This window comes from Bradyrhizobium sp. 930_D9_N1_4 (genome assembly GCF_052076015.1).
In the GTDB taxonomy this organism is placed as follows: Bacteria; Pseudomonadota; Alphaproteobacteria; order Rhizobiales; family Xanthobacteraceae; genus Bradyrhizobium.
On sequence record NZ_CP197236.1, the window covers coordinates 710,068 to 736,551 of the forward strand.

The window sequence follows — 26,484 nt, forward strand, 5'->3', positions numbered from 1 at the left end:
ACGGCCGGACCTGTAAACTCATGGATGCGTCGCGATTCAGCTGAGGGTTTCTGGCCCCGATGACCATTGCCGACCAAGTGACGGGATCGACGATCGCGGGAAACGCGGGCGTGAAGCCGCGCGCTGCCGCGCCGGCCATCACGCTGCCCGCCATCGGCGAACGTGAACTGCGGCTCGACCTGTTCCGCGGTCTCGCGCTGTGGCTGATCTTCGTCGACCATCTGCCGGCCAGTCTGCTGACCTGGTTCACGATCCGCAATTACGGCTTCAGCGACGCCACCGAAATCTTCATCTTCATCTCCGGCTACACCGCCGCTTTCGTCTACGGCCGCGCGATGCTGGAGAGCGGGTTCGTCGTCGCCACCGCGCGCATCCTGCGGCGCGTCTGGCAGATCTATGTCGCCCACGTCTTCCTGTTCACGATCTTCCTCGCCGAGATCTCCTACGTCGCGACCAGCTTCGAGAACCCGCTCTACACCGAAGAGATGGGCATCATGGACTTCCTCAAGCAGCCCGACGTCACCATCGTGCAGGCGCTGCTGTTGCGCTTCCGTCCCGTCAACATGGACGTGCTGCCGCTCTATATCGTGCTGATGCTGGCGCTGCCGGTGATCCTTTATTCGATGAAGTGGCGGCCGGACGTCACGCTCGCGCTCTCGGTCGTGCTCTACGCGGCGACCTGGGAGTACGACCTCTATCTGTCGGCCTATCCGAACGGGTTCTGGGCGTTCAATCCCTTTGCCTGGCAGTTGCTGTTCGTGTTCGGCGCATGGTGCGCGCTCGGAGGGGCGCGGCGCATGTCGCGTATTCTGGCTTCACGGGTGACGATGTGGATCTCGATCGCCTATATCGTGGCGGCGTTCTACGTGACGCTGACCTGGTATGTGCCGCAGGTGCCCCACCTGATGCCGAAGCGGCTCGAGCAGTGGATGTATCCGATCGACAAGACTAACCTCGACGTGCTGCGCTTCACGCATTTCCTGGCGCTGGCCGCGCTGACCGTGCGCTTCCTGCCGCGCGACTGGGCTGGCCTGAAATCGCCCTGGCTGAGGCCGCTGATCCTGTGCGGCTCGCATTCCCTCGAGATCTTCTGCCTCGGCGTCTTCCTCGCCTTTGCCGGCCATTTCATCCTCGCAGAGGTCTCCGGCGGCGCCGCCATGCATGCGCTGATTAGTCTCTCGGGAATCCTGATCATGTGGGGCGTTGCCTGGGTGATTTCGTGGTACAAGCGCGTGGCTGACAAGAGCGGTTCGAAAACCAAAAGCGCCGTCGGCAGCGCCGATATGGCGGGAGGGGGCTGATGAAGGCGAAGGTTCTCCTGAGCCTGATCCTGCTATGCGGTGGCCTCGCCGCGCCCCCGGCGCGCGCGGGCGATGCTGCGTCCGCAACGCCAGCCGTGCCCCCGGCCTGCGAATTGCCGTCCTATCTGCTCACCAGCGAGAGCCAGCTTCCCAAGGTCGCAGAGGCCGTCAAATCCGGTAAACCGCTCGAAATCCTCGTCGTCGGCACGGGCTCGACCCGGCTTCCCTCCTCCGAGGACGCGTCCTACCCGGCGCGGATGCAGGCCATTTTGAAGGAGAAACTGCCGCCGTCGGAGGCCGTCCACGTCTCCGTAGAAATACAGAGCAAGAAGACGGCCGAGGAGGCGGCCGGGACCTTCGTTAAGCTGGTGGAAGCAAAAAGGCCTACTTTGGTCATCTGGCAGACCGGGACCGTGGATGCTATGCGATCCATCGATCCCGATGATTTTCGTGGCGCGGTGACGGATGGTGTTGTCGCGTTGCAGCAAGCGGGGGCTGACGTCGTCTTGATGAATTTGCAGTACAGCCCACGCACGGAGACCATGATCTCGGTGCCTCCCTACCTCGATAATATGAAGGTGGTGGCGCAGGAGCACGATATTCCGCTGTTCGACCGTTTCGCGATGATGCGTCAATGGAGCGACCAGGGTCAGTTCGACCTGTTCAACCCGGCGCACGGACCGGAGTTGGCGAAACGAGTCCATGATTGTCTTGGCCGGGCATTGGCGCAGTTCGTGATCGACGCGGCCCATTTGGGGCCTGCCCAGCAGCAAAATTGAGGTCTAGCGTTAATGAGTTCTCTCCGCCCTTTTTGCCTGACGGCATGGCTGGCCGCGCCCGCAGTGGCGGCGCTGCTGTTGCTGTCGCCGCTGGCGCAGGCGCCTGCCCGGGCGCAGGCCGCTAATCCCGCTTCCACCTCGCCGTCGCAGACCACGGTCGCCGCGACGTCGCCCACCGAGCAGCGCGGCATCACCTCGCGCGCCATCGACAAGGTGAAGCAGGTCGCCAAATCAGCCGGCGACATCTTCAGCCGCGTGCCGTGCCTCGCGCCGAAGGGTGCCTCGAAGACGATGGGCTCGCTGCCGCATGTCGCGGGCAAGCTCGTCGCCGGCAAGCCGGTCGTGATCGTCGCGTTCGGCTCGTCGTCGACCGCCGGCTACGGCGCGACCTCGCCCGATTTCAACTATCCGAACCGTCTCGCCGCGCAGCTGCGCCGGCAATATCCGACCGCCGACATCACCGTCATCAATGCCGGCGTCGGCGGCGAGGATGCGCCCGAGATGATGAAGCGCCTCCAGACCCAGGTGATCGACGTGCATCCGGATCTGGTGATCTGGCAGGTCGGCACCAACGCCGTGCTGCGCAATCTCGATCCCGGCGACACCGCCAAGCTTGTCGAGGACGGCATTTCGCGCATCCAGGCTGCCGACGAAGCCGACATCGTGCTGGTCGATCCGCAATATTCCCCGGCGGTCAACCAGCGCGCCGAGAGCGCCGGCAAGATGGTGAAGCTGCTCGGCAAGGTCGCCGAGCTCCGCCGCGTCGGCATCTTCCCGCGCTTCGAGGTGATGCGCGACTGGCACGAGAACCAATCGATCCCGGTCGAGAGTTTTGTGATTGCCGACGGCCTGCACATGAACGATTGGGGCTACGCCTGCTTCGCCCAGCTCCTCGGCGACGACATCATCCGCTCCGTCGGCCAGATCAAGATCGGCGTCAATGTGCCCGCGGACGTGCGGGCGTACCGGCCGATGTAGCTCGGTGCCGTAGGGTGGGTTAGGCGAAGCCGTAACCCACCTCTTTGCTGTCCGCGCTGACGAGAGAAGTTGGTGGATTACGCCGTGCGAACTGCGCTTCGCGCAGTCGCAGGGCTAATCCACCCTACGACTCAACCTCAAGCCTTCTCCAGCGCCGCCGTCAGATCCTCGATCAGATCGTCCGCATGCTCGAGCCCAGCCGAGAAGCGGATGAAGCCCTCGCTGATGCCGAGCGCGGCGCGGTCTTCCGGCTTCAGGCGCTGATGCGTCGTGGTCGCGGGATGCGTGACGAGGCTCTTGGCGTCGCCGAGATTGTTCGAGATCTTTGCAAGCTTTAGCTCGTTGAGCACGCGGAACGCGGCCGCCTTGCCGCCCTTGACCTCGAAGCCGACCAGCGTCGAGCCGCCACGCATCTGCTTCTTCACAAGATCTGCCTGCGGATGATCGGCGCGGCCGGGGAAAACCAGCCGCGAAATCTTCGGATGACTTGCCAACACGTCCGCGATGCGCGCCGCCGTCTCGGTCTGCGCGCGCACGCGCACGCCCAGCGTTTCCAGGCCCTTGAGCAGAACCCAGGCGTTGAACGGCGAGATCGACGGGCCGGTCTGGCGCATGAAATTGTGGATGTGCTCGGCAATGAACGCTTCCGAGGACAGGATGATGCCGCCGAGACAGCGGCCCTGGCCGTCGATGTGCTTGGTCGCGGAATAGACCACGACGTCGGCGCCGAGCGCGAGCGGGCTCTGCCAGATCGGCGTCGCGAACACGTTGTCGACCACGAGCCGCGCGCCGCCCTTGTGCGCGATCTCGGCAATGCCGGGAATGTCGAGCACGTCGAGCGTCGGATTGGTCGGGCTCTCCAGGAAGAACGTCTTGGTGTTCGGCTTCACCGCACGCTGCCATTCATCGAGATTGGCGCCGTCGACCAGCGTGGTCTCGATGCCGTAGCGCGGCAGCAGGTCCTGAATGACGTAGAGACACGAGCCGAACAGGGCGCGGGAGGCGACGACGTGATCGCCCGCTTTCAGCGGCGCCAGGATCGCGGTCGTCACCGCGGCCATGCCGGTCGCGGCGGAGCGGGCAGCCTCGGCGCCTTCGAGCTCGATCATGCGGCGCTCGAACATTGAAATGGTCGGGTTCGAGTAGCGCGAATAGATGAAGCCGGGGTCCTCGCCCTTGAACCGCGCCTCGCACTCCTCGGCGCTGTTGTAGACGTAGCCCTGGGTCAAAAACAGCGCCTCCGACGTCTCGCCATATTGCGAACGCAGGGTGCCGGAATGGACCAGGCGGGTTTCGGGACGATATTGCGTGGTGGACGCCGGGGACTTCGACATAGGACCTCCTCTGCGTGACCATTGGAAAATGGTCACAAAAAAACCGGCCTGGATAAAACCACGGGCCGGGATCACAGAGGTCCCCGGCCTGTTTAGCGACTTATTTAACGTGGCTGCAAGCCGGCCGGCTCAAATCACCACGGGATAAGTCATCCTCATATTCCGCAATGCCCTTTCCGTCAAGGCGTCCATCGGATAGCCGTAAAAAGCTGTATTTTCCGCATGTCCGGATGTATTTGCCCCCCTGACGAGGACCCCCCGTTTGACGTTCACGGTCGCCGCCGACGCCAATGGTATCCTGCCCGACCGCATGATCGCGGCGATGGCGGAGGCAGGCCTCATCCTGCCCACATACGACTTCGTCGAAAGCCAGATCCAGCCGGCAAGCCTCGATCTCCGCCTCGGCGACATCGCCTATCGCGTCCGCGCCAGCTTCCTGCCGGGCCCCGGCGCAACGGTTGCCGAGCGCATCGACGAATTGAAGCTGCACGAGTTCAGCCTCGCCGACGGCGCGGTGCTGGAGACCAACTGCGTCTACATCGTGCCGTTGCTCGAGAGCCTGGCGTTACCGCCGGAAATCATCGCGGCCGCGAACCCGAAAAGCTCGACCGGCCGGCTCGACGTCTTCACCCGCGTGATCGCCGACGGCACCCGCCGCTTCGACATGATCGGCGCCGGCTATCACGGCCCGCTCTATGCCGAGATCAGTCCGAAGACGTTTCCCGTGCTGGTCAGCGAGGGCTCGCGCCTGAGCCAGGTGCGCTTCCGCACCGGCGACGCCATCCTCAACATCGACGACCTTGAAGCCCTGCACGCGGCGGAGCGTCTCGTCGATGTCGACGATGCCGATCTCACCGGCGGTGTCGCCGTATCGGTCGATCTCTCCGGCGAGAAGAGCGGAGGCTTCGTCGGCTATCGCGCCAAGCGCCACACCGGCGTCGTCGACGTCGATCGCCGCTCCGGTTATGCGGTGGAAGATTTCTGGGAGCCGATCGCGGCCCGCCCCGACGGCAGGCTCATCCTCGATCCCGGCGAGTTCTATATCCTCGCGTCGAAAGAGGCGGTGCAGGTGCCGCCGGACTACGCTGCGGAGATGGTGCCGTTCGATCCGCTGGTCGGTGAATTCCGCGTGCACTATGCCGGCTTCTTCGATCCCGGCTTCGGCTATGCGGGCGCCGGCGGTCTGGGATCGCGCGCCGTGCTGGAGGTGCGCTCGCGCGAAGTGCCGTTCATTCTCGAGCACGGCCAGATCGTCGGCCGCCTCGTCTACGAGAAGATGCTGGCGCGTCCCGACGCGATGTACGGCCAGCGCATCGGTTCGAACTACCAGGCGCAGGGCCTGAAGCTGAGCAAGCATTTTAGGGTGTAGCCTGCATCCCAGTCCTCCGCTGTCATTCCCCGCGAAGGCGGGGAATCCAGTACGCCGCGGCCCATCGATTCCATCACAACCGTCTCTGGAATACTGGATCGCCCGCCTTCGCGGGCGATGACACCGATCTTGTGGTGTGTTGCGTCACCCCATCCCCGATGACACACTCCCGCAAAACAACAAGCCGGGAGTGAACATGACCGCTGCATCAGACCCCACGCAGGAAGCCGAGTGGAAGCGCTGGCGCGCGGTTGCCGACCTCTATCACGCCTACTTCACCGGCCTCATCCTCACCGTCGTCACGCGGCGCGGCACGGCCGATGCTGCGGAGTTCGTCTTCCGCGTGTTTCGCCGCCAGCAGCAGGAGCGCTTCCTGCCGGGTCTCAAGAAGCTCGGGATCGATCACCTGCCGCCGGCCGTTGCGGCTGCGCAATATCATTATCTCTCCAACTGGATCGGCGGCGTGCATGTCGAATACATGTACGAGAGCGACACCAAGGCGTGGATCCGCTATCCGCCGCCGCGCTGGATCTGGAAGGGCACCGCGATCTGCGGCGTGCCGGGAGAAGTCTCGCGCGCGATGCTGCGCGGCTGGCACGCCAACAACGGCGTCGCGCTCGGCGACACCAGGCTCGGCTTTGTCTGCACCAAGCAAAGCGTCGACGGTCAGGACGGGCTCGAAGGCTACTATCACCAGTACGACCATCCGCTCGAACTCGACCAGCGCCTCGTCTTCGCGCGCCATCTCGAAGCGCCGTTGTTCGATGCGAAGACCGCGCCGGCGCTTCCGGTCGCGAGCTGGCCGAAGCCGCGACTGGAAAAAGCCCATCGCAACTACGCGATGGAATATGTCCGCACCGCCGCGCCCGTGATGGTGCAGCTGTTCGGGCCGGAAGACGCCGGCTATCTCCTCCACCTCACCGGCAAGCTGATCGGCATGCAATATTTCGATGAGGTCGCAGCCGCGCTCGCAATGCGCCGCGGTGGCGCGAGCGAATTCGCATCGTTCCTCAGCGCGCTGTTCGCTGCACAGGACGACGTCGCGGAGACGATGCAATCCGAAGGCGCCTTCGAAATCCGCCAGCAGAACTGGAAGCTGATGGACGACGTGACCGACCATCACAGTGCCTGCGCCAGTGTGCTGGAAGGATTGTTCGAGGGGCTTGCCGCGGGATGCGGCCGGCATATCGGCGTGCACCTGGGCCCGACGGCGGGCGGCCGTCCGCCGCTGGTGTGGACGATTGAATAGGCGACGGCTGTCGCCGCGGGCTTCACCTCGCCCCGCTTGCGGGGAGGGTCGGATTGCATCGAAGATGCAATCCGGGTGAGGGGGACTCTCCGCGAGTCCAGCTTTGCGGATAGAGCCCCTCACCCCAACCCTCTCCCCGTAAGAACGGGGCGAGGGAGAAGGAAGGGAGCGGTCGAGCGAGAAAACGAGCCGCAATTCCACGGGCTGAAATGCGCTGCCGCAGGGCACGCCTGCGCCCTGCGCAGGAGGAATCGGCAATCGCCGTGCTAACAAGCCCGTCGCCGCGCCTTCCGCGCGAATGAATTGATTGGCACACCTCATCATTGCCGCGCCGCGAATGGCGCCCGTGCCCCGGAGAGGACATGTCCGACATCGCCGAAATCCCGGTCGATGAACAAGAGCGTCCGCTGCCGCCGCCTCCGCGCCCTGTGCGCAGCGCGCTGATGGACGGGCCGATCCTGCGCACGCTGCTCTCCCTCGCCTGGCCCAACGTGGTCGCGCTGTCCGCCGGCACCTGCGTGGTGATCGCGGAGACCTCCTATATCGGACGGCTCGGCGTCGAGGCGCTGGCCGCGATGGCGCTGGTGTTTCCGACAGTGATCCTGACCATGACGATGTCCGGCGGCGCCATGGGCGGCGCGGTGGCCTCCGCCATCGCACGCGCGCTCGGTGCCGGGGATCGCGAGCGCGCCGGCACGCTCGCCGCGCATGCGCTCCTGATCGGCATCACCTTCGGCCTCGTCTTCATGCTGGGCATGCTGATCTTCGGGCCCCAGGTGCTCGAGATGCTTGGCGGCCGCGGCGATGTGCTGACGCATGCGATCGCCTACACGCAAGTGTTCTTCGGCGGCGCCGTGCTGCCCTGGCTGCTCAACACCATGGCCGGCGTGCTACGCGGCACCGGCAACATGAAGCTGCCGTCGCTGCTGATCCTCAACTCCGCGGTCTGGCAGATCATGCTCGGCGGCACGCTGGGCCTCGGGCTCGGCCCGGTGCCGCAACTCGGCATGCGCGGGGTCGCCGCCGGGGCGCTGATCGCCTATTCCATGAACATCTGCGTGATGGGCTGGTACCTGTTCTCCGGCCGCGCGCGCGTGGTCCCAAAACTGCGCGGCCTGCGGGTTCAATGGGCGATGTTCTTCGACATCCTGAAGGTCGGCGCCATCGCCTGCTTCTCGCCGCTGCAATCGGTGCTGACGATCTCGATCTTCACGCACATGCTGGCGAAGTTCGGCACTGCGATCCTCGCTGGCTACGGCATCGGCGCGCGGCTCGAATTCCTGCTGACCTCGATCGCGTTCTCCTTCGGCATCGCTTCGGTGCCGATGATCGGCATGGCGGTCGGTGCCGGCCGCATCGCGCGCGCCCGGCGGATCGCCTGGACCGCGGGTGCGAGCGCCTTCGTCGCCGTCGGCGCGCCGGCGTGTCTCGTGGCGCTCTTCCCCGACCTCTGGGTCAACATCTTCACCGATAGCGCGACCGTGCGCGCCACCAGCCATCAATATCTCTCGACCGTGGCGCCGTTCTACGCCTTCATTGGCCTTGCCTCGGCGATGTATTTCTCATCTCAAGGCGCGGCCAAGGTGATCGGTCCGGTGCTGGCGCAGACCGCGCGCCTGATCTACATCGCGGCGATCGGCTGGTGGCTGTCGACGCATGACGCCACCGCGCAAAACTTCTTCTGGCTGGCCGCGAGCTCGATGGTCGTGCTCGGCCTGCTGTCGTGCTCGAGCGTGGTGCTGACACGCTGGGGACCGCGCGAGGCCAAGCCTGCGATCAGGCCTGTGCTTTCGGCGGTTGACTAGCGACGCTTGTGCCGGCGATGGCCGCCGACATTGGCGAGCCGCATCAGCTGCGGGACCATCGCCATCATGTCGCCGCCGCCGGCGCCACCCATCATGCCCATGATATCGCCGCCGCCCATGCCGCCGAGCCCGGTCGGCATATAGCCGCCTCCGCCCATCGGCGTGTAGCCGCCGTAGTTCGGGGCACCGAAGCCGCCGCCGTAATTGCCGCCGCCGAGGCCACCAACGCCGCCGCCCATCATGCCACCAAGACCGCCGCCGCCATTCTCCATCATGCGGCTCATCATCGGGCCCATGGTCTGCATCATCATGGCGAAGCGGCGCTTGCCCATCTTCGCCTTCATCATCTCCAGCATCGGCGCCATCTGGGTCATCATGTCCTCGCCGCCGGCACCGCCGCCGCCGAGAAATTGCGCCTTGGCCGGCGCGCTCGAAATCGAAAACATCAGCAGCACGGCGGCCGCCTGGCAGATCACCTTGTCCGCACCTCTCATGGCATGCTCCTCGCGTGCGTGGCGCCGCCGGGAGAGCAGAGCCAACCGGACGCACGCCGCCATGGTTACGGCCGAGGCGGGAGAAGCTCTGTGAGAAGGATCACGCAGCGGCAGCCGGGAACGCGCGATGTATCGCGGCGACGGCTTCCCTGGTTTGCCCCTGGACATAGGCCGCAAGCTCGTTCGGCAGCATGTCGATGATCCAGACCAGGCGGCACGTCTTGTCGCCTTCGGCGATCACCTGCACGGACGCGCTGTAATGCTTCAGCCGCTCGTTGTTGATCGCATAGACCAGCCGTTGCCGCGCATCGTCGCAATCGACCAGCACCTCGCGCGCCACCGAGCCGTTGGCGAACGTGACGATGCGCGCATCGCCGTCGAGCGTGCAGGCCGTGACGAAGCCCGGCGCCAGCCGCTGCGGCAGCGCGCCGAAATCGCGGACGGCGTCCCAGACGTCGCGGGCGGAGGCGGAGAGGGGAATGTCGTTGTGGATGGAGGCCATGATCGATTCCTATGAAGTGGAGAGACGGGCAATCGCGCCAACATCTCAGGTGTCATCGCCCGACTTGATCGGGCGATCCAGTACTCCGAGACGGCAGTGATTGAGTCGAGAAGCTGCGGCGTACTGGATGCCCCGGTCAAGCCGGGGCATGACAGCGCGTGTCTGGTGAGTGTTGTCGTCGTGGCTCACACGCAAACCGCCTCGACATTGTTGCCATCGGGATCGATCAGGAACGCCGCATAATATGTCGGGCTGTAATCCTTCCGTGGCCCGGCGCCGCCATTGTCATGGCCGCCGCTCTTCAGGCCTTCGCTGTGAAACGCCTTGACCGCGTCATGATCCCTGGCGCGAAACGCGATATGCGCACCGTCGGCCTTGCGCGCCTTGCTCAGATGCAGCCACAGCGCCGGCTCGCCCTTCGGCCCGAAGCCGGCATAGCCGTCGCCGCTGGAGCACAGGACGTAGCCGAGCGGCGCCAGCACCGCGGTGTAGAAGCGCGTAGCGGCGTCGAGGTCGGCAACGCGCAGTCCGATGTGGTCATACATGATCGTCTCCATTTCCAAAGCGCGCCGCAACTGGCGCGCGCCGGAGACGACCGTAGTCAGTTGAGGGCAGTGCGCTCTTGGAGAATCTTGCGCTCGCCCTTCGAGGCCTGCCGGAACTTCGTCGGCGACACGCCGGCGGCGCGGTGGAAGGTGCGGACGAAGTTGGAGAGGTCGCCGAAGCCGACGTCGTAGGCGACATCGGTGACCGCGATGTCGTCGTCGGTCAGCAGGCGCGCCGCATGCCGCAGCCGCGAGCGCACCAGATATTGATGCGGGGTGACGCCGAGCACGGCGGAGAATAGCCGCAGGAAATGGAACGGGCTCAAGCCCGCCTGTTTCGCGGCTTGTTCGAGATCGACCTCGGCATGCGAGTTGTCAACGATCCACAGCGCGGCTTCGACTGCGCGGCGGCGATCGCGCGCGGTCGGCGTCGCCTGCTTGCGCGGCTTGCCAGAGACGATGTCCACGAAACGGCCGGCAAGGATCTGGCCGACCTCGTCAAGGCCCAGGTCGCTGTTGCCATCTGCCGCCGTCTGGGCGAGTTCGCCCAACACCATCAGCTCTGGGAGTGGCGGCGTTGCGCCGACCTGCCAGGCCTCGCGCCGCCCGCCGAGCGCATCGACCAGCTCCTCCGTCAGGAAGAAGGACAGGCAGACGTCGCCGGAGACATGCTCATGCGTGCAGGTGTATTCGTCGCCGGGCGCGCCGACCAGCATCGAGCCGGCCACCAGCTCGAAGAAGCCGGCGCGGCACTGGCAACCAAAACTGCCGGAGCGGACATAGGCGATGGAATGGCCGGTGCGACATTCCTCAAACGGCTTGTCGTCCGGTCCCGCATCGCAGCGAAACTCGGAGACCGTCATCGAAGGTGTCGCCAGCAGCGTGGTCGCGTTCATCCGGCCTATTTAGGTAGGCGCGCGAGGCGGGGCAACGGGCAGCAGGACCTCGAACAGGGTCTTGCTGGCGATCGGATGAGCACCCTCGAGCGCCAGCAGCCGCCGCTTGGAAATCACTCCGCCGTAAGGCGAGAGGCGGTCGGCGTAATTGCCGGCCTCCAGCACCCGGTGGCAGGGCACGATCAGCATGTAGGGATTTTTGGCGATCGCCTGCGCCACCGAATGCGCGGCGCCGGAGGCACCCAGCGTCTTGGCGATCTCGTGATAGGTGCGTGTCTCCCCGCGCGCGATGCCGCACGCCGCCTCATAGACGCGCCGATGGAAGGCCAGTACGCCGCCGGCATCCAGGCTGACCTCGGAAAAATCAGGATCGCCGCCTTGCAGCAGGCCGATGATGCCCTCGATCGCCAGTTCGGCATTCTCGGACGGCCGCTGCTCGCGGGCCTCGGGATGAGCCACGAAAATCCGGCGGCGGGTGTCGATCTCCCGCGCCTCCGGCAATTGCACGGCAACGATGCCGGTGCTGCTCCAGATGATGCCGCAGCGCCCTATGGCCGTGTCGAATATCGTATAGCCGCGCCCCATCATGCACACGCCCCACTCAGTGCACGTCTCTCCCCAGACACACGATCATAACACCGCCACAATCCGGCGCACCTGGAATCTTACCAGGACGTTAACAACTGTTCGGCCGGGCACGCCAAACCGCTTGGCGTGGAACGTCGTCTCGGCTAATCAGGACGGGCGCGGACGCGCATCCGCGGGCGTAGTTCAATGGTAGAACGGCAGCTTCCCAAGCTGCATACGAGGGTTCGATTCCCTTCGCCCGCTCCAAGGTCCCTCATCGAAATTTCATTCGAGCCGCCGTGACGGCAGCGCTCGTGTGCGTTGCGTAAATATTCCAATATATTAGCCATTGGCGTCCGGCACACACCGTTTCTTCGGCCTAAGCTTCACTCGTCCGGCGGATGCGGTCCCTGCGCCGGGCGATATGTGGATGAGGGTTATGGACCAGCAGAAACTCGACCGCGCGATCGGTCGCCGCCTGAAGACCTTGCGGACGCAGACGGGCATGACGTTGAACGAACTCGCGGGCCGCTCCGGCGTCAGCCGGGCCATGATCGGGCGGGTGGAGCGGGCGCAGAGCAGTGCCACTGCTGCGCTGCTCAACAAGCTCTGTGCGGCGCTCGATGTCACCCTCAGCGACGTCGTCGCGCTCGCCGAAAAGCCGCCGGAGCGGCTGGTGCGGCTCGCCGACCAGCCGCACTGGCGCGATCCCGACAGCGGCTACCGCCGGCGGCACGCCTCGCCGACGGATGCAGCGAGCGGCATCGAGATCATCGTCGTCGACCTGCCGGCCGGCGCACGGGTGCCCTACAGCCCGTGGGGCCGCAACGCCTTCACCCAGCAACTGCTAATGCTGGAGGGCGCGATCGCCGTGCATATCGACGCCAAAGCGGTGCGCCTGCGCGAGGGCGACTGCCTCGACTTCGACGTCATGCGTGCGGTGATTTTCGAGAACGAAACCAGGCAGGACGCGCGCTACGTCATCATCACGCGGCGCGGCTCTTCATACGGGAAAATCTGATGTCGCAGATCGTGCGGGACGCCAACCAAAACCTCGATACCCTGACCATGCAGATCCGTATCGGCGACACCTTCGATCCGCAGGTCATCGCGTTGCTCGACCATCACGTCGCAGCCGCGCGGGCGCAGACTGCGCCGGGCAGCGCGCATGCACTCGACCTCGCCGGTCTTCGCGCCGCCGACGTCGCGTTCTGGACCGGGTGGGACGGCGACACGCTGGTCGCCACCGGCGCGCTGAAGACGCTGTCGGCTGATCATGGCGAGGTGAAGTCGATGCACACGCTGCAAACCACGCGGCGGCGCGGCTTTGGCGCAAAGATGCTCGTCCATATCGTCACCGAAGCCCGTGCGCGCGGCATGACGCGGCTCAGCCTCGAGACCGGCTCGTGGGACTATTTCAAGCCGGCGCATGCGCTCTATCGGGCGCACGGATTTGTCGATTGCGGCCCGTTTGAGGGTTATGTCGAGGATCCCAACAGCCTGTTCCTGACGCTGGAGTTGAAGGGCGATTGAGTCCGCAAGCTCTCCGCGGTCGTCATGGCCGGGCTTGTCCCGGCCATCCACGAACTTTCTGATGGCCCAGGAACGTGGATGCCCGGGACAAGCCCGGGCATGACGGGTAGTGTTCGCGGCGAAACAACGCGAACAAGGATTATGGGAATGAAACGCGCGCGGCTCGCGAATGGGCTCGACGTCACGGCAATTGGCCTCGGTTCCGCCCCGCTCGGCGGATTGTTCACGCCCGTCAGCGATGCCGATGCGCAAGCGACGCTCGAGCAGGGCTGGGCCGCCGGCATCCGCTTTTACGACACCGCACCGCTCTACGGCTTTGGCCTCGCCGAGCGGCGCGTGGGCGCGTTCCTGCGGCAGCAGCCGCGCGAGTCCTATGTCATCTCGACCAAGGTCGGCCGCCTGCTGCGTGCGCCGGATGAGGGGGCGGCCGAGGACGACTATTACAAAAGCGGGCAGCGCGAGCGGCCGGTGTTCGACTTCTCCCATGACGGGGTGATGCGCTCCGTCGAGGAGAGCCTTGCCCGCCTCGGGCTCGACCGCGTCGATGTCCTGCTCGTGCATGACCCTGACGATCACTACGACGCCGCAATTGCCGGCGCCTTCCGCGCGCTCCAGCGCCTGCGCGCTGAGGGCACGGTCAAGGCGATCGGCGCCGGCATGAACCAGTCGGAGATGCCGGTCCGGTTTGCAGAGGCCGTGCCGGTCGACTGCTTCCTGCTCGCAGGCCGCTACACGCTGCTCGACCAGGGCGCGCTGGACGCGCTGTTTCCGGTTTGCGCCGCGAGGAATATCGGCATCCTGCTCGGCGGCGTCTACAACAGCGGCATTCTGGCCAATCCGCGCACCAGCGCCAAATTCAATTATCAGGATGCCGATGCGGCGCTTGTCGCACGTGCGCTCGCGCTCGATGCGCTCTGCCGCAAGCATGGCACCGAGCTGAAAGCCGCCGCGCTCCAGTTCTGCATGGCCCATCCGGCCGTGACGGTCGCCGTGATGGGCGCGCGCAACGCTGCGGAGGTTGCCGACAATATCGCGATGTCGGAGATGACAGTGCCGCAAGCCTTCTGGCAGGAGCTGCGCGCACAAAACCTCGTTGACGCCCGCGCGCCGCTGCCGGGTGGAGCTTAGGGGCATGATCATCGACGGCCACCAGCATTTCTGGGATCCCGCGCGCGCCGATTATCCCTGGATGGACGCGCCCGAGCTCGCGCCGATCCGCCGCGCCTTCGGTCCCACCGATCTCGTACCATTGCTGAAAGCGAACGGCATCGACGCCAGCATCGTGGTGCAGTGCCGCTCAGCGCTTGACGAGACCGAAGCGTTCTTGCGTATCGCGCATGCGACGCCCGCGGTGATCGGCGTGGTCGGCTGGGTCGATCTGACCGACGGCGCACTGGGCGACACGCTCGACCGGCTGCGCGCCGCGCCGGGCGGCGACAAGCTGGTCGGCATTCGCCATCAGGTTCACGACGAGGCCGATCCCGACTGGCTGCTCCGCGAGGACGTCCAGCGCGCGCTCACCGCCATCTTCGCTCGCGATCTCACCTACGATTTCCTCGTCCGCACCCGCGAGCTGCCTGCCGCGATCGCAACGGCGCAGGCTTTCCCGCAAGCCCGCTTCGTGCTCGATCACGCCGCCAAACCGCCGATCGCCGATGGCGGCAGTACCGAATGGTCCGACCGCATCGCGGCACTCGCGGCGTGCGGCAACGTCTGGTGCAAGATTTCGGGGCTCGCGACGGAGGCGGTCTGGGACGATTGGGATGCGGAGCGGCTGTTTCCGTTCGTCGAACATGCGGCGAGATGCTTTGGTGAGGATCGCCTGATTTACGGCTCGGACTGGCCGGTGTGCCTGCTGGCCGGGAGCTACGGCGAGATCAAGGGGGCGCTGGAGGGCTGCCTGACGAGGCTCGGCGGGCATATGCGCGACAAAGCATTTGGCGCGAATGCGAAGGCTGCGTATCGGCTGGCCGTTGCAGGTTAGAATGTGTGTCGGGTTGCCACCTTCCCTTGTGGGAGAAAGTGGCGCGACGGGGAAGATGGGCCTCACGCCTTGAAATAAGCGATCTGCGTGGTGGTCGCGAGCAGCCGTCCGTTCGGCGACCACAGCTCCGCGTTCTGGTCGGCGTAGCTCTTGTGCATGATCTTGGAATCGGCCGTCGCGAGCACGCGCGTGATGTCCTCGGCCGCGAGCTCTTCACTGTCGGTGTGGAAATAGGTCGTCAGCGATACCGTGCCGAACGGCACCAGCTCGCGCCGCGCGTGGAAGATGCGGCCGAAGAAGGCGTCCGACATCGACATCAGCGACGGCATGTCGAGCCTGCGCGGCTCGCGGTCGCTGATCCAGAGTTTTGAGTAAGTGCTGGCGAGCTCGGGTTGCGGCGGGCCGATCCGCATCTCGCCTTCGACAAAGCGGAATTCATACTGGTTGGCCCAGGAGGCCTGGATCTTCGGGAACGGCAGCGTCGCTTCGAACGGCTTCGCTTCCGGGGTCTTCGCCACCCTGTGCTCCCAGGATGGTCGGCGTTCGGCGAACACGGCAGTGGCGAGCGTTGCGACCTCACCGCCGCCTTGCGACAGTTCGACACTCCAGTGCTGGCTGGAGCGGTTGGCCTTCACCAGGCGGATGTCGAGATCGAACGGGCCCTTGGCGATCGGCGCGCAGTAATTGACGGTCAGCGCCAGAGGATCGCCGGCGCGTTGTGGATGCTCGATCAGCGCGCGCAAAATGGTCGCGGCCGTGGCCCCGCCGAACGGGCCGACGAAGGCCCAGTAATCGTCGCTGGTGTGCCCCTGCCAGCTAGAGTCACCGGCCGTGATGCGGGTGGCGTCGTCGAAGGGGTGGGGAAGCTTGGCGTGCATTGTTGGCCCTCGGTGTCTCCCCAATCGTCATTGCGAGCGCAGCGAAGCAATCCAGACTGTCTCCGCGGATGGGCTTCTGGATTGCTTCGCTGCGCTCGCAATGACGAAGTTTGAGGTTACGGCGTTCCTGTGACCGATGCCGCCCTGGGGATGATGACGATCATATCATCATCCTTGCCGCGAGGTGCAATGACCTCGCAGATAAACGCCGATTTCACGCGGCGGAAAATCAGCCCGCGACGTCACGCAGATTCGGCAGCAGCGGCGTCGTCGGATTGACCGGCACGTTCCAGATCTCCTCGGCGTATTCGCGGATGGTGCGGTCCGACGAGAACCACGCCATGCGCGCGACGTTGAGGATGGAGGCGCGGGTCCAGGCCGGGGCGACCTGCCAGCGCGCATCGACGCTGCGTTGCGCCTCGTAATAGGAATCGAAATCGGCGCTGACCATGTAATGGTCGAGATAGCGCAGTGCGTGTGCGATGGATTCGAAGCGGCCGGGATCGCCGGGCGAGAACTCGCCGGCGCCGATCGCGTTGATGGCGCGCTGGAGCTTCGGCGAATTGCGGATCACGTCGGAGGCATCCAGGCCCTGCTTGCGGCGGATCATCACGTCGCCGGCTTCCATGCCGAAGATCGCGATGTTCTCGGCGCCGACATGGTCGCGGATCTCGATATTGGCGCCGTCGAGCGTGCCGATGGTGAGGGCGCCATTCAGCGACAGCTTCATGTTGCCGGTGCCGGAGGCCTCCATGCCGGCGGTCGAGATCTGCTCGGACAGATCGGCGGCGGGAATGATGATCTCGGCGAGGCTGACATTGTAGTCGGGCAGGAAGACGACCTTGAGCTTGCCGCCGATCGCGGGATCGTTGTTCACGACTTCCGCGACGTCGTTGATCAGCTTGATGATCAGCTTGGCGTAGCGATAGCTCGCCGCGGCCTTGCCGGCGAAGATCTTCACCCGCGGCACCCAATTGCCGTTGGGATCGTCCTTGATCGCCTGGTACAGCGCGACCGTCTCGATGACGTTGAGAAGCTGGCGCTTGTATTCGTGGATGCGCTTGATCTGCACGTCGAACAGCGCGGTCGGATCGACCTTGATGCCGAGCCGTTCGCCGATCAGGCGCGCAAGCGCGGTCTTGTTGTGAAGCTTGACGGCGCGGAATCTTTTCTGGAATTCGACGTCGCTGGCGCGCGCCTCGATCAGCGAGAGCTGGGTCGGATCGTCGAGCACGGCATCGCCGCAGGTTTCGCGCAGCAGGTCGGTCAGCTTCGGGTTGGCCAGCATCAGCCAGCGGCGGAAGGTGATGCCGTTGGTCTTGTTGGTGATGCGGCCGGGATAGAGATGGTTGAGGTCGTGGAATACGGTCTCGCGCATCAAATCCGAATGCATCGCCGAGACGCCGTTGATGCGGTGCGAGCCGACGAAGGCGAGCTGGCCCATGCGCACGCGGCGGCCGCTCCTCTCGTCGATCAGCGAAACCGAGGCGCGGAAGTCGATGTCGCCGGGCGCGCGCGCTTCGGCAAGCGCGAGATGCTGGACGTTGATGCGGTAGATGATCTCGAGATGTCGCGGCAGAAGGCGCTCGAACAGCTCGACCGGCCAGGTCTCCAGCGCTTCCGGCAGCAGCGTGTGGTTGGTGTAGGAGAGGGTGGCGACGGTGATCTTCCAGGCCTCGTCCCAACGGAAATTGTGGAGGTCGACGAGGATGCGCATCAGCTCGGTGACGGCGAGGCTCGGATGCGTGTCGTTGAGCTGCACCGCGACCTTGGACGACAGGCTGCGGAGCTGGCCGTCGGAGGCGAGATGCCGCTTGATCAGATCCTGGAGTGAGGCCGAGACGAAGAAATATTCCTGGCGCAGGCGCAGCTCGCGGCCCGCCGGGCTCTCGTCGTTCGGATAGAGGAATTTGCAGATCGCTTCGGCGCGCGACTGCTCGGAGCTGGCGCTGACATAGTCGCCCTTGTTGAAGGCATCGAGCTTCAACGGATCGGGCGAGCGCGCCGACCACAGGCGGAGCGCATTGACGTGCTGGCCGCGCCAGCCGACGATCGGCGTGTCATAGGCGATCGCCTGCACGGTCTCGGCCGGATGCCAGATCGCGCGGTCACGCCCCTTGTCATCGACATGCTCGACGCCGCCGCCGAAATTGATGTCGTAGATCACCTCCGGCCGCTGCAATTCCCAGGGGTTGCCGAAGCTCAACCATTCGTCGGGATATTCCTGCTGCCAGCCCTGATTGATGATCTGGCGAAACAGGCCGTAATCGTAGCGGATGCCGTAGCCGATCGCGGGAATCGACAGCGTCGCCATGCTTTCCATGAAGCAGGCGGCAAGCCGGCCGAGGCCGCCATTGCCGAGCGCCGCATCCGGCTCGCATTTGCGCAGCTCGGGCAGCGAGACGCCGAGATCGCCGAGCGCGACCTCGAAGATCTTCAGCAGCCCCATGTTGTTGAGCGCGTCGCTGAAGAGACGGCCGATCAGGAATTCGAGCGAGAGATAATAGACGCGCTTGCGCCCCGCATCGTAGCTGTGCTTCTCGGCCGTGAGCCAGCGATGCACGATGCGATCGCGCAGCGCGAGTGCTGCGGCCTGATACCAGTCGTGCTTGGTCGCCATGCCCGCATCCTTGCCGATGGCAAGGCGCAGCTTCGCCAGGATCGCGCCCTTGATCTCAGCCAGCGCGAGCTCGTCGATGGGCTGGTTGGGAGCGGGAAAATTTGGCTGGAACGATTGATCTTGCAAAGCTGTCACTTCCTGGTCGACAGAAACACCACTAAACCCTACGCGTCTTGTAACCTTAAGCGTCTTGCCCCTGCGCCGGAACCATTGCTGGTGCGGCCGTGCACTGCGCTGACGTAAATTTATGCAAGGAACGGGCCGATTTGGGAACCCGGACGAGCACGGAGAAACGTCGATTTCCTGCTAGAATGGCGGCCAATTCAGCCATCACTGTGGAGGAGACGCCCCATGAGACCGCTGATGAGACTGCTGATTGAAATCGCCGCCGCAGCCTTCCTCGTCGTCTGCATCACGGCCTCCAGCGCGGCCCTTGCCGCCGGCAAGACGGGTCGCAGTGCCGACGGGTTGAGCTGCAGCTTCAGCGTTCCGCAAAATGCGTCTCCCGCCGCGCGCTGCGCCGCCATCAAGCGCCAATGCGGCGGCACGTTTTACGCGAATGCGTGCGGGGACAGGCTGGTGTCGGCGGCGAACTAAAGCGCTGCGAACGAGCGGCGCTATCTGACCACGCCTGACGTGAAGCCTGCCTTGCGGCGCGGTGGCTTGATTTCCTTCTTCAGGAAGCAGCGCGCTTCGCGCCCGGTGTAGCCGGGACGGGCATAGGTGAAGGCACGGCACTTGTTGTCGGCGGTGCAGGCGGCCTTGCAGGCTTCCTCGCCTTCGCCGTCCTTGAGTTCGAAATTGCGCAGATCCCCGCCCGGGCGATCGATCGACGTTTCCACACCTTCGACCCGGGGCTCGATCACGCCGGCGCCGCGGACGCCGGAGATGCAGCAGCTGCCCGGGACACGCGGCGGCACGGTGTTCTTGAGCCAGCACACGGCCGAGCCGCCTTCGACGTCGGGATAGCTGAAGCTCCAGGACCGGCACTTGCGATCGCGTTCGCACTGCAGCGCGCAATCCTCGGGATCGCCTGACGTCACCGGTGTGCTGAAATAGTCGCCGCCGGGCCGGTCGAACGCCGTCTGGGCGCGCGCAGGCACGCTCGCAAACACGAGCGACAGCAGCGCGGCACAGGCCACGACGTTTGCCATGAAGGCCCCGGACAGGCGGCCCTTCCCCATCGGAACAGCTTTCGAGTTATTGACGACGCTCGGATTTTTCGGCCGGTCATTTGATCGCCGCAAACCTGTACGGGCGATGAACGGCCTTCGTCGTGAGCGTCGGCCTATTGGCCTAGAACGCGTATTCCGCGTAGGCCGGTTCCACGGAGCCGTTCCAGGGCCCGTTGAACTTCTCGAGCATTTCCTCGGCCGGTGTCCGGCCGGAATCGATGATGCGGTCGAGCGGCTCCAGATGCCGGGTCTCGTCGCGGCCGAGCTGGTCGATCCGGCCGCGCCGGCGCAGGCCGGCATGGGCCAGAACGAGGCATTCCTTGGCGATCTCGAACAGATAGCGGTCCTTGATCCGCGACTTGAAGCCGAAGCGCGGCACGTCGTCGCGCAGGGCCTGGCGCTCGGGCGCGGTCCAGTGCTTGGCCAGATCCCAGGCCGCATCGAGCGACACGTCGTCGTAGAGCAGTCCGGCCCAGAATGCCGACAGCGCCGGCAGCCGGCCCCACGGACCGCCGTCGGAGCCGCGCATCTCGAGATAGCGTTTGAGACGCACTTCCGGGAAGATCGTCGAGAGATGGTTGGCCCAGTCCGATAGCGTCGGACGTTCACCGGGCAGATTGTTGTTGCGGCCGTCGAAGAAGGCGCGGAACGAGGAGCCCGAGACGTCGATGTAATCCTCGTCGCGCTTGACGAAATACATGGGCACGTCGAGCGCGTAGTCGACATAGCGCTCGAAGCCCATGCCGTCCTCGAACGCCCACGGCATCATGCCGGAACGCGCATTGTCGGTGTCGCGCCAGATCTCGGAGCGGAAGGAGAGGAAGCCGTTCGGCTTGCCTTCGGTGAACGGCGAATTGGCGAACAGGGCGGTCGCGACCGGCTGCAGCGCGAGCGAGACGCGCAGCTTCTTGACCATGTCGGCTTCGGAGGAGAAGTCCAGATTGGTCTGCACCGTGCAGGTCCGGTACATCATGTCGAGGCCGTACTGGCCGACCTTCGGCATGTAATTGGTCATGATCTTGTAGCGGCCCTTGGGCATCACCGGGATGTCGGCGCGCGACCAGGACGGCGTCATGCCGAGGCCGAGGAAGCCGATGCCGAGCGGGGTCGCGATCTCGCGCACCTGCGCCAGATGCGCCATCAGCTCGCTCTGGGTCTGGTGCACGTTCTCGACCGGCGCGCCGGAGAGCTCGAACTGTCCGCCGGGCTCGAGCGAGATCGCGCCGCCGCCGGTGACGTCGTAGAGACCGATGATGTTGCCCTTCTCCATGATCGGCTCCCAGCCGAGCAGGAGCTTCATGCCTTCAAGCAGCGCGCCGATCCCGCGCGGGCCTTCATAGGGCACCGGGCGGTGGCCTTCGAGCGTGAACGGTGTCTTCTCGTGCTCGGTGCCCATCCGCCACTCTGACGGCGGCTTGCAGCCGGCCTCGAACCACGCGACGAGCTCGTCGCGCGATTGCAGCGGCGTCATATCGATCTGGTCTCGCGCCATATCAAACTCTAATCAAAAGGGCGCTTCGACCGAAGGCGCGCGGGTGACAGGGATGGTCCGCGAACCCCAGGGGCGCACGGACGAGCTGGTGTGCCGCGCGATCATCGCGACGGCGTGGTTTCGTTGACGTTGACGACGGGCGGCAGTTTCATCTCGCCGCACGAGCAGCCCAGGCGGTCGAGCAGACCGCTAAGCTTGACGGCGTCCGCGTCGGACAGTTTCGAGCCGACATATTTCTCGATCGCGGCGGAGTAGGCGCCCCACATCCGCTTCTGCAACTCGCGGCCGGCTTCCGTGATCTCCACGAACTGGCCCCGCTTGTCGATCTTGCATTCGCGCCGGGAGGCGAGGCCTTCGTCGACCAGGCGGTCGATCAGGCGTGAGGTGGAATATTGCGGGATCAGCATCTGCCGCTCGAGTTCCACCGGCCGCAGCTCGCCCGTTGGCGCCCGCGACAATTCCAGCAGCGCGTCGTACCATGCCAGCGGCGGGAACCCCGCCTTCTTCAGGTCCTGCTCGACACAATCGAGCACACGGCTCTGCACCCGCATCAGGCGGATCCAGGCGGAAGTCGCCTCGGTCGATGGTTTGCGTTTCATGGTCCCGCTCAAGCTCGTCGCCCGTCTCTTACCCCACTCGATGCACCTGCATCAATCTTGACTATTGCATGCAGGTGCATGTAGGCGTTCCTTCGCCACAACCAAGCGTCAAGAGGAGGAAATTCCATGAAACTCTATTACTCGCCCGGTGCCTGCTCCCTGTCTCCCCACATCGCGCTCCTGGAAGCCGGCCTGCCCTATGAGCTGGTCAAGGTCGATATCCGGGCCAAGAAGCTCGAAAATGGTGAGGATTATCTGAAGCTGAACCCCAAGGGCCAGGTCCCTGCGCTGGGCCTCGACAGCGGTGAGATCGTGACCGAAGGCCCGGTCATTGTCCAGATGATCGCCGACCAGGCCGCGGCCAAGGCGCTGGCGCCTGCCCACGGCAGTTCCGAGCGCTACAAGCTGCTGGAGTGGCTGAACTTCCTCACCTCGGAGGTTCACAAGAGCTTCGGTCCGATGTTCGCACCGGCGCTGAACGACGAGGCGAAGGCCTTCTTCAAGGACCGCGTCATGGGCAAGCTGAAATACATCGACAGCCAGCTCGCCGGCCGCGATTACCTCATGGGCAAGCAGTTCACGGTGGCCGACGGCTACCTCTTCACGATGCTCACCTGGGGCGACCGGATGAAGTTCGACCTCTCGGCGATGCCGAACCTGACCGCCTACAAGGCCCGCGTCGCTGCGCGGCCGCAGGTGCAGGAAGCGCTCCAGAAGGAAGGCCTCGCGCAGGCGAAATAAGCGCCCGCGAGACGCCACAAGCGAAAGGCCGGATCGACGATCCGGCCTTTTTCATTGTGAACCATTTGAGGGATGAGGATGTCGAAGCAGCAATCCCCGGAGACAATTGCTCATGAATATGATCGTCCTCATGACCGCCGCGGGCGCGCCGCTTGCGATGCTTGGCCTGTCCACCCCGGACCAGCCGCAGCGCAATTGCATCTTCATGACCCATCCCCAGATCACCTCGACCGTGTTCGCGAGCAAGGAAGGAAAGGTCGTCTTTCCGGACCGGCCGACCGAATATCCGTGCAGCTACGCCAAGAAGAGGGGCGCCACGGACATCGCCTTCACCAACCAGAATGGCTGGCGCTTCGAGGTGCGCCTTGGCCGCGGTGATGAAGGGACCTGGAAAGCCGACCTCGGCGACGATGCGATCTCGGGCCGGGCGTTCTCGCCGTTCGGGGACAGAAAGTAAGACAGGCCTGATCGTCTATCCGGCCCCTCTAACTAACCAAGACGGGCAGGCGTGAACCTCACCCTGCGGGACCATCGTACCTGTGATTGGACTTATGAACCGCCGTTCGTACTAAGTAAGTAGTTCTGTCTTGTTCCCGCCCGTGAAGGGCGCCAAGCTGGAGTTGCAGATCAGATGTGCTCTCACCGGGGTTGAATTTGACGATTGCCTTTATCCTGATTCTTGTAAGTGCGTTGGCAGGACTGGCCACCGGATTCACGTATCGGGTCTGGGCCCTGGTCCTGATCTCGCCGCTGATTGCGCTGCTTGCGGCGATTGTTCTTCACTTTTACGGATTTGGGCTCGTCGCAGGCGTGACAATCATTACCGCCTGCCTTGTCGTTTCAGAACTCGCCTATCTAGGCGCGACCTACCTGCTGCACAGGCGCGAAATTTCACTTCAGGACGAGATCGACGGCGCCCCACGCGAGGAGGGCGAGCAAAGCGTCCGCCGCCAGCACAAGTAACGCCAAAGCTGCCCAGAACACCGGCCCCTTTCGCCGCAAACGCATACCGTTCGGCTGAGGCACGAGGCGGGCAAGCGCAGGCACAGCTCCATATTTCGCAGCCAGTTCGCGGTCGAGCATGGTCTTCTGGAGCGCAAGTGAGTTCATTGCAGGCACTTTCTTCGTAATCGACAAACCTATCGGCTGCCGGCAGCGACTAACCCGCCGACTGACCCAAATTTCGTAGCAAGACTAATGCCAGAGCCGAGCAAAAGAACGGCACAGCTTTGACGCGCCCATGGCAATTGCGTGAGAATCCCCGCAACGGAACTCTGGCACGGTTCCTACGCGGATTTTGTGACGTGTTCCACAACCTGGGAATTGTCTAACGCAACCGTGATGATGCCAGCCAAAGGAAAAAAGGCCGGATCGATGATCCGGCCTCTTGTTCTCAATCGAGCTCAACCGATCAGGCAGCAGCTGCCTTCTTCGGCGCGAAGCGGCCGTAGAAAGTTTCTCCCTTTGCTGCCATCTCCTCGAGAAGTTTCGGCGGCGTGAAGCGCGAGCCGTATTTCGCCTCCAGCTTGTGGCAGAGTTCGACGAACGTCTTCGTGCCCATGAAATCGATGTAGGACAGCGTGCCGCCGGTGAACGGCGCGAAGCCGAAACCGAGGATCGAGCCGACATCCGCCTCGCGCGGATCGGTGATGACGTGATCCTCGACCGTGCGCGCGGCTTCCACGGCCTGCACCACCAGGAAGCGCTGCTTCAGTTCTTCGATATCGAGCGTATCAGGGTCGAGCTGCTTCGGCTGCAGCGCTGAGAGGCCCGGCCACAGGCTCTTCTGGCCTTTGCCCTTCTCGGGATAGTCGTAGAAGCCCTTGCTGTTCTTGCGGCCGAGACGGCCCTGCTTCTCGACCAGCTCCACCATCAGCTTCTTCTGGTCTGGATTGATGGCGTTGGGACCGAGATCGGCTTCCGTCGCCTTCATGATCTTGAGGCCGAGGTCGAGCGCGACTTCGTCGGAGAGCGAGAGCGGGCCGACCGGCATGCCGGCCATCTTGGCGCAGTTCTCGATCATCGCCGGCGGTATGCCTTCGAGGAACATCTCGTTGCCTTCGGCGACGTAGCGCCCGACGCAGCGATTGGCGAAGAAGCCTCTGGAGTCGTTGACCACGATCGGCGTCTTGCCGATCTGCCGGACGTAGTCGAGCGCGGTCGCGAGCGCGAGATCGCCGGTGTTCTTGCCCTTGATGATCTCGACCAGCATCATCTTCTCGACCGGCGAGAAGAAGTGGATGCCGACGAACTTGCCCTGGTCCTTGAAGCCCTCCGCCAGCGATGTGATCGGCAGCGTCGAAGTGTTCGACGCGAAGATCACGTCCGGCTTCATGTGCTCCTGCGCCTTGGCGAAGGTATCGGCCTTGACCTTGCGATCCTCGAACACGGCCTCGATCACGAGGTCGACGTCCTTGAGCGCCGCATAATCGGCGGTCGGCGTGATGCGCGCGAGCAGCGCTTCGGCGTCGCCGGGCTTGGCGCGGCCCTTCTTGATCTGCTCCTCGATCACCTTCTGTGCATGCGCCTTGCCCTTGTCGGCGCTCTCCTGGTCGCGGTCGATCAGGATGACGTCGAGACCGGCACGGGCCGAGACGTAACCGACGCTCGCGCCCATGAAGCCGGCGCCGATCACGGCGATCTTCTTCACCTTGGTCGCGGGCACGTCCTTCGGACGGCGCGCGCCCTTGTTGAGCTCCTGCATCGACAGGAACAGGCTGCGGATCATCGCGGCCGCTTCCTTCGAGCGCAGCACCGAGGTGAAGTAGCGCGACTCGACGCGGAGCGCGGCGTCGATCGGCAACTGCAAGCCTTCATAGACGCAGCTCATGATCGCGCGAGCGGCCGGATAGTTGTCGTAGGTCTCGCGGCGGTAGATCGCGTTGCCGGCGGGGAACATCATCATGCCGGCCTTGGAGAACACCGGACCGCCAGGAAGCTTGAAGCCCTTCTCGTCCCAGGGCGCGACGGCCTTGCCGCCGCCCTTGATCCAATCCTTCGCCGCCTTGATCAGGTCCGCAGCGGGAACGACGGCGTGAATCAAATTCAGCGCCTTCGCCTTCTCGACGGTGACCGGATCACCCTTGAGCAGGATCGTCATCGCGTCCTGGGGCGGTACCAGCCGCGGCACGCGCTGCGTGCCGCCGGCGCCGGGGAACAGGCCGACCTTGACCTCGGGCAGGCCGAGGCGGGTCTTGGGATTCTCCGCCGCCACGCGATAGTGGCAGCACAGCGTGATCTCGAAGCCGCCGCCGAGCGCGAGGCCGTTGATCGCGGCCGCCCACGGCTTGCCGGATGTTTCGATCGAGCGCAGCACCAGCGAGAAGCGGCGGCTCTGGTCGAACAGCATCTGGTTCGCGGCGGTCTCGTCCTCCTTGAGCACTTTTGCGTAAGCCTGGTTCATGCCTTCGAGCATGGACAAATCGGCGCCGGCGCAGAACGCGTCCTTGGCGGAGGTGATGACGACGCCCTTCACGGCCGCGTCGGCCGTGGTTTCCTTGACGATCGCGTCGAGCTCGTTGGTCGAGGTCTCGTCGAGCACGTTCATCGAACGGCCCGGGATGTCCCAGGTGACCAGCGCGATGCCGTCGGAATCGGTCTCAACCCTGAAGTTCTTGTAAGCCATGTTGGTTGCTCCCTACCC

At 64.6% G+C, this 26,484-nt stretch carries 26 protein-coding genes, 1 tRNA gene and 1 riboswitch; of the genes, 15 read left to right on the forward strand and 12 right to left on the reverse strand.

All coding sequences use genetic code 11. The features are described from left to right. Nucleotides 1-59 precede the first annotated feature (59 nt). The 3 genes from AB7532_RS03300 to AB7532_RS03310 are packed head-to-tail and all read left to right on the forward strand — an operon-like array spanning nucleotide 60 to nucleotide 3,058. Nucleotides 60-1,301 carry an OpgC domain-containing protein gene (locus tag AB7532_RS03300; protein ID WP_441233403.1) on the forward strand — a complete coding sequence of 414 codons (1,242 nt, stop codon included), beginning with the start codon at nucleotides 60-62 and terminating at the stop codon, nucleotides 1,299-1,301. After that, a complete protein-coding gene (locus AB7532_RS03305) occupies nucleotides 1,301-2,080 on the forward strand; it encodes an SGNH/GDSL hydrolase family protein (RefSeq protein WP_441233404.1) in 780 nt (259 codons plus the stop codon). Before AB7532_RS03300 ends, AB7532_RS03305 begins: the two co-directional genes overlap by 1 nt. A gap of 12 nt (nucleotides 2,081-2,092) precedes the next feature. Beyond that, nucleotides 2,093-3,058, forward strand: a complete 966-nt coding sequence (locus AB7532_RS03310) for an SGNH/GDSL hydrolase family protein (RefSeq protein WP_441233405.1) — start codon at nucleotides 2,093-2,095, stop codon at nucleotides 3,056-3,058. Nucleotides 3,059-3,195: 137 nt separating this feature from the next. Here AB7532_RS03310 and AB7532_RS03315 read toward each other — a convergent pair whose 3' ends face one another. Continuing rightward, a complete protein-coding gene (locus AB7532_RS03315; RefSeq protein WP_441233406.1) occupies nucleotides 3,196-4,392 on the reverse strand; it encodes an O-succinylhomoserine sulfhydrylase in 1,197 nt (398 codons plus the stop codon). Between the two features lie 71 nt (nucleotides 4,393-4,463). Then, a riboswitch (SAM riboswitch) is annotated at nucleotides 4,464-4,543 on the reverse strand. Nucleotides 4,544-4,654: 111 nt separating this feature from the next. On the opposite strand from AB7532_RS03315, the gene AB7532_RS03320 reads away from it, so the two are divergent. The 3 genes from AB7532_RS03320 (at nucleotide 4,655) to AB7532_RS03330 (ending at nucleotide 8,815) form a co-directional block, all read left to right on the forward strand. Continuing rightward, nucleotides 4,655-5,761 carry a 2'-deoxycytidine 5'-triphosphate deaminase gene (locus AB7532_RS03320; RefSeq protein WP_441233407.1) on the forward strand — a complete coding sequence of 369 codons (1,107 nt, stop codon included), beginning with the start codon at nucleotides 4,655-4,657 and terminating at the stop codon, nucleotides 5,759-5,761. 196 nt (nucleotides 5,762-5,957) lie between these two features. Continuing rightward, complete coding sequence (locus AB7532_RS03325; RefSeq protein WP_441233408.1) at nucleotides 5,958-7,010, forward strand: hypothetical protein; 1,053 nt, start codon at nucleotides 5,958-5,960, stop codon at nucleotides 7,008-7,010. 362 nt (nucleotides 7,011-7,372) lie between these two features. Then, complete coding sequence (locus AB7532_RS03330) at nucleotides 7,373-8,815, forward strand: MATE family efflux transporter (protein WP_441233409.1); 1,443 nt, start codon at nucleotides 7,373-7,375, stop codon at nucleotides 8,813-8,815. On the opposite strand, the gene AB7532_RS03335 is transcribed toward AB7532_RS03330, so the two are convergent. The 5 genes from AB7532_RS03335 to AB7532_RS03355 form a co-directional block, all read right to left on the reverse strand. Beyond that, complete coding sequence (locus AB7532_RS03335; RefSeq protein WP_441233410.1) at nucleotides 8,812-9,309, reverse strand: hypothetical protein; 498 nt, start codon at nucleotides 9,307-9,309, stop codon at nucleotides 8,812-8,814. The genes AB7532_RS03330 and AB7532_RS03335 overlap by 4 nt on opposite strands. 100 nt (nucleotides 9,310-9,409) lie before the next feature. After that, the gene (locus AB7532_RS03340) at nucleotides 9,410-9,811 is read right to left on the reverse strand and encodes an SRPBCC family protein (RefSeq protein WP_441233411.1); all 402 of its coding nucleotides are present in this window, start codon (nucleotides 9,809-9,811) and stop codon (nucleotides 9,410-9,412) included. Nucleotides 9,812-9,996: 185 nt separating this feature from the next. Further along, nucleotides 9,997-10,356 (reverse strand): VOC family protein, encoded by a 360-nt coding sequence (locus tag AB7532_RS03345; RefSeq protein ID WP_441233412.1) that lies wholly within the window; start codon nucleotides 10,354-10,356, stop codon nucleotides 9,997-9,999. 56 nt (nucleotides 10,357-10,412) lie between these two features. After that, nucleotides 10,413-11,252 carry a helix-turn-helix transcriptional regulator gene (locus tag AB7532_RS03350; RefSeq protein ID WP_441233413.1) on the reverse strand — a complete coding sequence of 280 codons (840 nt, stop codon included), beginning with the start codon at nucleotides 11,250-11,252 and terminating at the stop codon, nucleotides 10,413-10,415. Between the two features lie 9 nt (nucleotides 11,253-11,261). After that, the gene (locus tag AB7532_RS03355) at nucleotides 11,262-11,840 is read right to left on the reverse strand and encodes a methylated-DNA--[protein]-cysteine S-methyltransferase (RefSeq protein ID WP_441233414.1); all 579 of its coding nucleotides are present in this window, start codon (nucleotides 11,838-11,840) and stop codon (nucleotides 11,262-11,264) included. A gap of 172 nt (nucleotides 11,841-12,012) precedes the next feature. On the opposite strand from AB7532_RS03355, the gene AB7532_RS03360 reads away from it, so the two are divergent. The 5 genes from AB7532_RS03360 (at nucleotide 12,013) to AB7532_RS03380 (ending at nucleotide 15,336) form a co-directional block, all read left to right on the forward strand. Continuing rightward, a tRNA-Gly gene (locus tag AB7532_RS03360) sits at nucleotides 12,013-12,086 on the forward strand. Between the two features lie 172 nt (nucleotides 12,087-12,258). Continuing rightward, on the forward strand, nucleotides 12,259-12,840 hold the full coding sequence (locus tag AB7532_RS03365) for a helix-turn-helix domain-containing protein (protein WP_441233415.1): 582 nt from the start codon (nucleotides 12,259-12,261) through the stop codon (nucleotides 12,838-12,840). A 47-nt stretch (nucleotides 12,841-12,887) separates the two neighbouring features. Further along, nucleotides 12,888-13,352 carry a GNAT family N-acetyltransferase gene (locus AB7532_RS03370; protein ID WP_441239183.1) on the forward strand — a complete coding sequence of 155 codons (465 nt, stop codon included), beginning with the start codon at nucleotides 12,888-12,890 and terminating at the stop codon, nucleotides 13,350-13,352. A 147-nt stretch (nucleotides 13,353-13,499) separates the two neighbouring features. Further along, a complete protein-coding gene (locus tag AB7532_RS03375; RefSeq protein WP_441233416.1) occupies nucleotides 13,500-14,480 on the forward strand; it encodes an aldo/keto reductase in 981 nt (326 codons plus the stop codon). Between the two features lie 4 nt (nucleotides 14,481-14,484). Next, nucleotides 14,485-15,336, forward strand: coding sequence for an amidohydrolase family protein (locus AB7532_RS03380; protein ID WP_441233417.1), 852 nt, complete (start codon nucleotides 14,485-14,487; stop codon nucleotides 15,334-15,336). A 62-nt stretch (nucleotides 15,337-15,398) separates the two neighbouring features. On the opposite strand, the gene AB7532_RS03385 is transcribed toward AB7532_RS03380, so the two are convergent. Continuing rightward, nucleotides 15,399-16,214: an acyl-CoA thioesterase gene (locus AB7532_RS03385; RefSeq protein ID WP_441233418.1), complete on the reverse strand. Its 816-nt coding sequence runs from the start codon at nucleotides 16,212-16,214 to the stop codon at nucleotides 15,399-15,401. Between the two features lie 229 nt (nucleotides 16,215-16,443). Then, complete coding sequence (locus tag AB7532_RS03390; protein ID WP_441233419.1) at nucleotides 16,444-18,960, reverse strand: glycogen/starch/alpha-glucan phosphorylase; 2,517 nt, start codon at nucleotides 18,958-18,960, stop codon at nucleotides 16,444-16,446. 237 nt (nucleotides 18,961-19,197) lie between these two features. On the opposite strand from AB7532_RS03390, the gene AB7532_RS03395 reads away from it, so the two are divergent. Beyond that, nucleotides 19,198-19,431 (forward strand): hypothetical protein, encoded by a 234-nt coding sequence (locus AB7532_RS03395; RefSeq protein WP_441233420.1) that lies wholly within the window; start codon nucleotides 19,198-19,200, stop codon nucleotides 19,429-19,431. A gap of 20 nt (nucleotides 19,432-19,451) precedes the next feature. Here AB7532_RS03395 and AB7532_RS03400 read toward each other — a convergent pair whose 3' ends face one another. The 3 genes from AB7532_RS03400 to AB7532_RS03410 all read right to left on the reverse strand — a co-directional run bounded on the left by AB7532_RS03400 (nucleotide 19,452) and on the right by AB7532_RS03410 (nucleotide 22,100). After that, nucleotides 19,452-20,018 carry a PAN domain-containing protein gene (locus AB7532_RS03400; RefSeq protein WP_441233421.1) on the reverse strand — a complete coding sequence of 189 codons (567 nt, stop codon included), beginning with the start codon at nucleotides 20,016-20,018 and terminating at the stop codon, nucleotides 19,452-19,454. Nucleotides 20,019-20,130: 112 nt separating this feature from the next. Then, complete coding sequence (locus tag AB7532_RS03405; RefSeq protein WP_441233422.1) at nucleotides 20,131-21,501, reverse strand: glutamate--cysteine ligase; 1,371 nt, start codon at nucleotides 21,499-21,501, stop codon at nucleotides 20,131-20,133. 101 nt (nucleotides 21,502-21,602) lie between these two features. After that, the gene (locus AB7532_RS03410; protein WP_441233423.1) at nucleotides 21,603-22,100 is read right to left on the reverse strand and encodes a MarR family winged helix-turn-helix transcriptional regulator; all 498 of its coding nucleotides are present in this window, start codon (nucleotides 22,098-22,100) and stop codon (nucleotides 21,603-21,605) included. A gap of 126 nt (nucleotides 22,101-22,226) precedes the next feature. Between AB7532_RS03410 and gstA the strand changes: the two genes are divergently transcribed. The 3 genes from gstA to AB7532_RS03425 all read left to right on the forward strand — a co-directional run bounded on the left by gstA (nucleotide 22,227) and on the right by AB7532_RS03425 (nucleotide 23,804). Then, entirely contained in the window at nucleotides 22,227-22,841 is a 615-nt protein-coding gene (gene gstA, locus AB7532_RS03415) for a glutathione transferase GstA (RefSeq protein ID WP_441233424.1), read from the forward strand. Nucleotides 22,842-22,953: 112 nt separating this feature from the next. Beyond that, a complete protein-coding gene (locus tag AB7532_RS03420; RefSeq protein WP_441233425.1) occupies nucleotides 22,954-23,298 on the forward strand; it encodes a hypothetical protein in 345 nt (114 codons plus the stop codon). Nucleotides 23,299-23,495: 197 nt separating this feature from the next. Next, nucleotides 23,496-23,804: a hypothetical protein gene (locus AB7532_RS03425; RefSeq protein WP_441233426.1), complete on the forward strand. Its 309-nt coding sequence runs from the start codon at nucleotides 23,496-23,498 to the stop codon at nucleotides 23,802-23,804. A 448-nt stretch (nucleotides 23,805-24,252) separates the two neighbouring features. On the opposite strand, the gene AB7532_RS03430 is transcribed toward AB7532_RS03425, so the two are convergent. Beyond that, complete coding sequence (locus tag AB7532_RS03430) at nucleotides 24,253-26,466, reverse strand: FAD-dependent oxidoreductase (RefSeq protein WP_441233427.1); 2,214 nt, start codon at nucleotides 26,464-26,466, stop codon at nucleotides 24,253-24,255. Nucleotides 26,467-26,484: the final 18 nt, after the last annotated feature.